This is a genomic window from Streptomyces sp. NPDC058678, assembly GCF_042714835.1.
Lineage (GTDB): Bacteria > Actinomycetota > Actinomycetes > Streptomycetales > Streptomycetaceae > Streptomyces.
Genome location: NZ_JBHXSG010000152.1, coordinates 1 through 7,065, shown reverse-complemented (window position 1 = coordinate 7,065; position 7,065 = coordinate 1). Strand labels below are relative to the sequence as shown.

Below are 7,065 nucleotides of genomic sequence, written 5' to 3'. Positions count from 1 at the left end.
ATCCGAAACCCTTCGTCTGGACGAAGACCGCTGACGAGATCCTCGACAAAGTAGCCGCCTACTGCCGACGAATCTCTGACTCAGGTCACTAGGTGTACTGAAGGCGGCCGTCGTCGTCGAACCTTCGGATGTAGTCGGTGACCCCCGACGGCCGGCGCTTCCCGAGGATCTGCTGCCGATCCCCCGCTTCAGCCAGCTCAGCGTCGAGGAGATCCTGCAGCAGCTGCGCCCGCTGTCCCCCCTCCATCGCGAACCGTACGAGAGCCTCGTCAAGGCCGTCCACGCATGGACCGGCCAGGACACGCTCACGACCCGCGACTACGAGGCCGCGACGACCGGGGCCTGCTCAGCCGCGTTGATTGAGCGCTCTGGTCAAGTGGACAGGGGCCTGCGTTCCTCGGTCAGGCGACGTTGGTGTCGAGCGTCCTGTACCCGGTCGGCGGCGGTCCGCAGGGCGCCGGCGGCGGCGCCGGCCAGGCCGCCGCCGTTCTCCTTGGCGGGGAAGGCAGGGTAGGGACCGGGGCCTGGCCTTGCGGCCCGGGGGCGGGTGCCGTTGTGAGGGGCGGTGGGCTGAACGGGTGGTGATGGCGGTTGTGCTGTGTCGAAAGTCTTGATCACGCGTTGGTCCGGGCGTGAATCCTCGCGTGGACGACGCTGTGCCGTATGCGGCACAGCTCGGGCTTTCTGGCTCCCGGCCCGGGCGGGATGACCTGAGCATCGGCGTCAGGCGGGAGAGCGGGTGGAGCCGGGCCGTGATGGTCATCTGCTCAGCGGCGCTGGTTGCGGCCGCCGTGGTGCTTGCCGTTGCGGACCGGCTCCCTTGGAAAATCCAGCTCCCTTGAGAGATCCAGAGGCGGGTGGTCAGAGCGAGACGGACGGCCCGGGCCTGGCTGTGGCGGCATCCGGGTCAGATACGGCTGTGTGCCTGCGTGAGCAACTGGCCGAGGCGATCACCTCGCTGCGCTGGCAGACGGCGGTGATGCTGTCGCATGCTCCCGGCCGTGTGAATGGAGCCGCGGCCACCGGGCCGGAGGGCGAGTCATCACCTGGCCGGCAGCAGTGCCGTTGAATTGCCGGGTGGGCTTGCACGACCCGCCTCCCCGGCGTCAGCCAACTGCTCTCTAGTTGCGCCGTCCTGTTCGGCAAGGCGGACCTCGCGCACTGACCCGCGCGTCCTACCCAGGTGGCAGCGCGGTGTTCGGCCCACCCAGACACCTTGTCTCACGGCGATGGCCGCCGCCATCGCCAACCACGGCGGCGGCCATCGCCCTGGACCCTTCCAGGATCCGCGGACTTTGCCCCTCAACGGGCGCCGGTCAGTTCATGGCAGCTCCCGAGACAGGTCGATGGCGCTGGGTCAGCCCATGGCCGCCAGCATCAGCACGGCCAATGCGGTGATCAATGCCGCGGGAACCATGACAATCCGCGCCCGCTCCACCCGCGCTTGCACGCTCTTGCACCTGGTTGCTGAGCGCTCACTGCGGCCCGGGGTGGTGTCCGGGCGGGACGCATCCCCGGGACCGAGGAGGACGCGGCACCATCCGCAGTCACTCTCGTCGCCGTCCAGCCAGTACGCACCCGTCAGCCCGGCGTAAACGACCGGAGGCCCGTCCTCTTCCCACATCGTCATGGCAAGTTCAACGACACGCCCAACGGTCAGCTACGTTCATGCGGTCCATCGTGCTGCGGCCGTCACCGGACGGTAAATGATCGGCTGTCCTCGCCGTCAGACGCGACCGGTCGCCACGTTGTGGCAGCGTCGTCGAAAGGCGTCGTCACGGTCCCACAGTACGAGTCTGTGTCTGAATCATGCGGATCCAGAGGACACCTGGCACCGGAAGTGATGTGGCCCGTTGGGGGCAGACACTTGACCGACCTCTTCCACGAGATACGCGAGCGCGGCTACCAGGGCAGCGACCTGCCTGTGCGCCGCTACGTGGCAGGGCTCAGGACCGGCACTGTTGAACCTGCCCGCGGCGCTATCCCGAGCCCACGCAAGATCACCACTTGGATCATGCTGCCCCGTGGCACTCTGAAGCTCCGCGAGGAGGAACAGCTTCTCAATGTGCGGCTGGCATGCCCCGACATCGCCCGGGCGTGCGACCTCGCCTGGACCTTCCACGACCTGCTCCAACAACGGCGCGGCCACCAGCTGTTGACGTGGATACGCGAAGCCGAGCGCGACGCGCCGGCGCCCATCCTGTCCTTCGCGCAGGGCCTGTGCCTCGACCTCGACGCCGTCACCGCCGGCCTCACCCTTCCATGGAGTTCGTGCATCGTCGAAGGCCATGTCAATCGCATCAAGACGATCAAGCGGGCCATGTACGGCCGTGCCTCATTCCGCCTCCTCCGCACCCGCATCCTGCTCCGATCATGAGCGGGGGATTCACGGAATCGCGGCCTGACCAGGTAATTCCCCACGATCCGCTTGATCAGCGTCACACAAGTCCCCACCCACGTGGTCTCGATTCCCCAGGGGGACGCTGACCGCTGGTGGTGTGGCTGGGGCGGTGCCGCGGGGTGGCCCCGGAGAGCAGCTTGATTTGGGACCACCGAAGCGGCGAGAGAAGAGTGATGGCCGCGCAAGAGCGTCGGCATGATGGCCGTATGACGGATCGGACATCTCTGGAATCTGCGCTCGCTGCGTTCATGGGCGAGTACGAGCGGGCCAACAACAGCCACGACATCTCACGTGTCGTGCAGTTCATCGCCGAGGACGCCGTGTACTGGTTCTCGGACGGTTCGCATCGGGGCATCGAGGAGATCCGATCCGCGATCGAGAGGACGTTCGCGAAGATCCTCGACGAAGTGTATGAGGTGCAGCATCTGGAATGGCCTGTCCTCACCCTGGACATCGCGGTGTGCCGATATCGGTTTGCCTGGACCGGCGTTGTCGACGGTGAACCACGCTCTGGCCAGGGCCGAGGCACTAACGTCATCGTGCGGAGGGACGGCGAGTTGAAGATGCTGCATGAGCATCTCAGCTCCTGATCCTTGGCAGGCGCCCACCTCAGCCCGTTGGTCTTGTTCGCCTTGGTGCGGGCCAGGCGGTAGGACTCCGTTCCGGTCTCGAGTCCCCTGCTGAGAACGGACCGCTGACGTTCACCAGCCCCATGGCCTGTCCCCGCGAACCGTTCCCAAGGAGGCTAACCGTTGAACTCAGCGCCCAGGGCGGCTGAGTGAAGACAGGCCCCACAGCTCGGCGATGCGCCCGTCCCGCACCCGGAAGATCTCCATCATCGAGGGGAGAGCCTGTTCCTCAACTCCCCCCGGGATGCCATGCAGGCTCGTGCGGACTGCGGCTTTATCTGCATCGACGAGCATGTCCTCGACGATGACCTGGATGTTCGGGAACATGGCGTGGAGCCCGCTCCACGCCCTCACAACGCTGTCGACGCCAACGGTTCCCAACGGATGGCTCACGAAGTCGGCCGAGAAGATCGCCTCTGCCACGGCGAGGTCACGGGCATTGAATGCTTCATACATGCGCTCTGCGAGGGCTCGTACGTCGTCTGTCATCTCACGCTTCCTGTCCAGGACACGGGCGTGGCTCAGCCTATGAGAAGAGCGGAGCCGGCCTGCGCGAATGCCGACTGCGGCGAACACAGCGAAGAGCCTCGGTCTCGACCTACTCCGACTCAGGACATACGCACCACCACGCACACCGAGGACGTCCGCCTGCTCCTGCGCTATGTCCACCGCTACCTGCCCGCCCTCGGCGGCGGCGAGCAGGTCCAGGCCCTGCGACAGATCTTCGTGCAGAACTACCACCTCGATGCCCAGGACCGCCCGAAGTGGCGCGAGCCAGAGGACGCCGGCCTGCCGCCCTCTGCCGTCGCGATCGTCTCGCCCTACGACGCGAGCGCCCGCTATGAACGCGGCGAGACCCGCTGGAAGGGCTTCCTCGCGCACGTCACCGAGACCTGCGACCCGGACCTCCCAGCGTGATCACCGACGTCACCACCCCCAAAGCTGCCGTCCACGACACCAAGGCTCTCCCCGGCATCCTGGCCAATCTTGATCAGTGCCTGTTCCTGATCCTCGTGGGGGCGTTCCGCGAGCGCGCCAAAATCTGTCGACAAGCACGTGCGCGATGGAGAGAATCCGGGGTGATGGTGTCTGTCATCGACCCCGCGCTTCTGGAGCTCACGGCGCGTCGCCCGGATCTGGCGGCAAGCTGGTGAGGGGTGCTGTGTTCCCCGTGCTGTGGCTCTGCGGTCCGCCAGGAGTCGGTAAGACCACGGTCGCCTGGGAGATGTACTCCCACCTCATACGGGCCGGGATCGAGAGCGGTTTCGTTGACATTGACCAGTTGGGGATCTGCTACCCCGAGCCTGCGGGGGATCCAGGGCGGCACCGTATGAAGGCACGCAACGTTGATGCGGTGGTGGCCGGCTTCCGGGCGGCCGGCGCCCGGTGTCTCGTCGTTTCGGGTGTCGTCGATCCCGCCTGTGGAGCGCACGTCGACCAGATTCCGCAGGCCGCGGTGACGGTCTGCCGCCTGCGTGCCGACCGGGAGGTGCTTCGGCAGCGGTTCACCGGTCGCGGAGGTCCTGCCGAGTTGGTCGACGAGGTGCTGCGGGAAGCCGACGCCCTGGACGCGAGCACCTTCGCGGATGCCTGCGTCGACACCAGCGGATTGCTGGTGAACGAGGTGGCGCGGCGTGTCGGGGAGCGAACCGGCGGATGGCCGGCCACGGCTCTTGGCCGGTCAGCTGACGCGCCCGAGCCGTCGGCGGTCACCGCTGTGGGCAGGAGCTCGGCCTTGGCGCAGGCGGAGCCTTCTGCTGATCTTCCGGTTCTGTGGCTGTGCGGCGCGACCGGCGTCGGCAAGTCGACGGTTGGCTTCGAGGTCTATCAAAGAGTCCTGGGTGCTGGTGCCACCGCCGCGTATCTCGATCTCGACCAGCTCGGCTTCTGCCGCCCGGTTCCGGATGATGCCGCCAACCACCGGGTCAAGGCCCGCAACCTGGCCGCCGTGTGGCGGACTTACCGTGCGGCCGGGGCCCAGTGCTTGATCATGTCCGGCCCGGTCGAGGACGAGGCCACGGTCAAGGCGTACTCCGACGCGATGCCTGCGGCCGAGCTCACGCTGTGCCGACTGCACGCCGGACGGCAGCATCTGACGGAACGCATCATGTCCCGTGGACAAGACGGCAGTTGGGCCCAACCGGGCGACCCGTTGCGGGGGCAGTCCGTCACACGCCTGCTCCACGTCGCCGACCAGGCGGTGGCATCGGCCGCCAGCCTGGAAGATGCCGGGATCGGTGATCTGCGCATCGACACCGACGGACACACCGTCGAACGGGTAGCCGATGCGATCACTGCCGATGCCGCCTTGTCAGAGCTGTGCACCTAGTGATTCGTCCAGGTTGACGGGCTTTGGAGCGGTCCGGGCCGAGGGGCTGACCGTGCCCTTGAGAACGATCAGTCCCTGCTGGCTTCGCGGGAGGTCGGCTGTCCGCTTCGGCGGGTGATTCGCCTGGTCATGAGCGTGATGGCTGCCCAGGTGATCAGCGACTCGGAGTGCTGGACGAGCCGTTCGTAGTCCCGCGCATGCCGACGGGCGTGCATGATCCAGGCCGGGACCGTTCGACCACCCAGCGGCGGGGCAGGATGACGAACCCGACGGCGTCCTTCGGCCGGCTGACGGTCTTGAGGGTCAGTCCAAGGTTCGTCTTTGCCCAGGTCACGAGCTTTCCGGCATAACCGGAGTCCGCCCAGACGATGGTGATCTCGGGGTGCATCAGCCGCAGCCGGAACAGCACTTCCTTGGCCGCGTCGCGGTCGGTCATGTCGGCCGGGGTGACCATGACGAACAGCGGTAGCCCTTTGGTGTCGACGACCAGGTGCCGCTTGCGGCCCGCTGACTTCCACCGCCAGTTCGGGTTCCACGAGCGTGACATCCAGCGTCTCGCGGCCCACCCGACGGAGAACGACCAGCCCGTCGACTCGCGGCGTGCAGATCAGCCTTGCTCAACGCCTCGGCGCGCAGAATGGTTACGCCCGTGCCGGCACTGCTGCCGGAGCCCATTGGGGTGTCTGACGTGTGGCGAGCGAGCGCGGTCTCGCCCCGGTTGGCTGGCCGCGGCTCGTCAGTCGGATGATTCGTTCAGCAGGGTGCGTGCCCGGCGCTCGACCAGTACGGGAATGAATTCGCGCACCGGCCGGTCTGCGAAGGATGCGTGAGCCTTGGCTACGGCGGCTTGCACCTCGGCCGGGCTGCGTGTCGCACTGAACGCGTCCGTCAGGCGCTCTACGATCCCGCGGATGGACTCGTCTTCGCGTGCCTTGTCAGCCATGGCTCCATCTGCCTGAAGGTGTCTTTCAGCCTCCACTGAGATACTCGCGCGAAGGCGCCGCCCTGTCGTGATCATTGCATTCCGCTCCCGGCACGTCGTCCGGAACCGGCCATGTCTCATGCGCCCGCAGGGCGAGGCTGACCAGCGTCATGAGCAGGTGGACCTCTCCCGCGAGATCGAGGCGCAGCGTCACCCACTGCGAGCCGGGCACCAGCCGGACAGCAGTCGATGCCGTGAGGTGCTCCTGGAACTGCCGGATGGCTCGGGCCGTGAGATACACGTCGACGTCGTTGCCGGAGTGGAAATGGACGATCTCGCCGTGGGGCGAACGAAGGGCCCGGCCCGTGCCACAGCTCGGCTCCGCCTCGGACAGATCGGGCCAGGTCGCCAATTGTGTGAGGGCATCTGCGGCCAAGGTCATGTTCCCATCATGACCAGCTCACTTCCACGCCACCAGAAGGTGAGGGATCCGTAACCAATCCGCAGCGAGCGAATGGCTCGATTCACCCGGGATGCACGACGGGCCGACAAGCACCTGCCTGTACGTCTCCTAGCAGCTGGGCGTTCTCCTGCTCAAGACGGGCCCCCGTGGCGTCATGCGTTCCCTCAGGCGAGGTCCGATGCTCGCGGAAGGTCGTCATGCCGGGTTCTCCATAGAGGGGGCGACTTAGTACTCCAGCAGCGTTTCGCTATCTGGCCTGGTCAGAGGCATCGTCGGGAGTGTAGTGGGCTGGTGGCATGTCAGGGGCGGTCTTGCCGGACC

9 protein-coding genes and 1 pseudogene are annotated in these 7,065 nt (G+C 66.7%); 5 read left to right on the top strand and 5 right to left on the bottom strand.

Annotation, left to right across the window (positions count from 1 at the left end):
• Positions 1 to 88: 88 nt before the first annotated feature.
• The gene (locus ACFWWR_RS48205) at positions 89 to 283 is read right to left on the bottom strand and encodes a hypothetical protein (protein ID WP_384310721.1); all 195 of its coding nucleotides are present in this window, start codon (positions 281 to 283) and stop codon (positions 89 to 91) included.
• Between the two features lie 1,584 nt (positions 284 to 1,867).
• On the opposite strand from ACFWWR_RS48205, the gene ACFWWR_RS48200 reads away from it, so the two are divergent.
• Together ACFWWR_RS48200 and ACFWWR_RS48195 are read left to right on the top strand one after the other, a co-directional pair.
• Complete coding sequence (locus ACFWWR_RS48200) at positions 1,868 to 2,377, top strand: transposase (RefSeq protein WP_384310719.1); 510 nt, start codon at positions 1,868 to 1,870, stop codon at positions 2,375 to 2,377.
• Positions 2,378 to 2,574: 197 nt separating this feature from the next.
• The gene (locus ACFWWR_RS48195) at positions 2,575 to 2,991 is read left to right on the top strand and encodes a YybH family protein (protein ID WP_384310717.1); all 417 of its coding nucleotides are present in this window, start codon (positions 2,575 to 2,577) and stop codon (positions 2,989 to 2,991) included.
• A 168-nt stretch (positions 2,992 to 3,159) separates the two neighbouring features.
• Here ACFWWR_RS48195 and ACFWWR_RS48190 read toward each other — a convergent pair whose 3' ends face one another.
• A complete protein-coding gene (locus tag ACFWWR_RS48190) occupies positions 3,160 to 3,519 on the bottom strand; it encodes an ester cyclase (RefSeq protein ID WP_384310715.1) in 360 nt (119 codons plus the stop codon).
• A gap of 27 nt (positions 3,520 to 3,546) precedes the next feature.
• Between ACFWWR_RS48190 and ACFWWR_RS48185 the strand changes: the two genes are divergently transcribed.
• Genes ACFWWR_RS48185 through ACFWWR_RS48175 form a run of 3 tightly spaced genes read left to right on the top strand, consistent with a single transcriptional unit; the run spans position 3,547 to position 5,359 of the window.
• On the top strand, positions 3,547 to 3,948 hold the full coding sequence (locus ACFWWR_RS48185) for a hypothetical protein (protein ID WP_384310714.1): 402 nt from the start codon (positions 3,547 to 3,549) through the stop codon (positions 3,946 to 3,948).
• Positions 3,945 to 4,184 (top strand): hypothetical protein, encoded by a 240-nt coding sequence (locus tag ACFWWR_RS48180; protein WP_384310712.1) that lies wholly within the window; start codon positions 3,945 to 3,947, stop codon positions 4,182 to 4,184. The genes ACFWWR_RS48185 and ACFWWR_RS48180 overlap by 4 nt, the downstream gene beginning before the upstream one ends.
• Positions 4,181 to 5,359 carry an AAA family ATPase gene (locus ACFWWR_RS48175; protein ID WP_384310722.1) on the top strand — a complete coding sequence of 393 codons (1,179 nt, stop codon included), beginning with the start codon at positions 4,181 to 4,183 and terminating at the stop codon, positions 5,357 to 5,359. The genes ACFWWR_RS48180 and ACFWWR_RS48175 overlap by 4 nt, the downstream gene beginning before the upstream one ends.
• A 110-nt stretch (positions 5,360 to 5,469) precedes the next feature.
• Here ACFWWR_RS48175 and ACFWWR_RS48170 read toward each other — a convergent pair.
• From ACFWWR_RS48170 to ACFWWR_RS48160, 3 genes and pseudogenes are all read right to left on the bottom strand, one after another.
• Positions 5,470 to 5,864 (bottom strand): annotated as a pseudogene (locus tag ACFWWR_RS48170) (transposase); the annotation flags it as partial.
• Between the two features lie 231 nt (positions 5,865 to 6,095).
• Positions 6,096 to 6,302 carry a three-helix bundle dimerization domain-containing protein gene (locus tag ACFWWR_RS48165; RefSeq protein WP_384310711.1) on the bottom strand — a complete coding sequence of 69 codons (207 nt, stop codon included), beginning with the start codon at positions 6,300 to 6,302 and terminating at the stop codon, positions 6,096 to 6,098.
• Between the two features lie 25 nt (positions 6,303 to 6,327).
• The gene (locus ACFWWR_RS48160) at positions 6,328 to 6,723 is read right to left on the bottom strand and encodes a luciferase family protein (RefSeq protein WP_384310710.1); all 396 of its coding nucleotides are present in this window, start codon (positions 6,721 to 6,723) and stop codon (positions 6,328 to 6,330) included.
• Positions 6,724 to 7,065 lie beyond the last annotated feature (342 nt).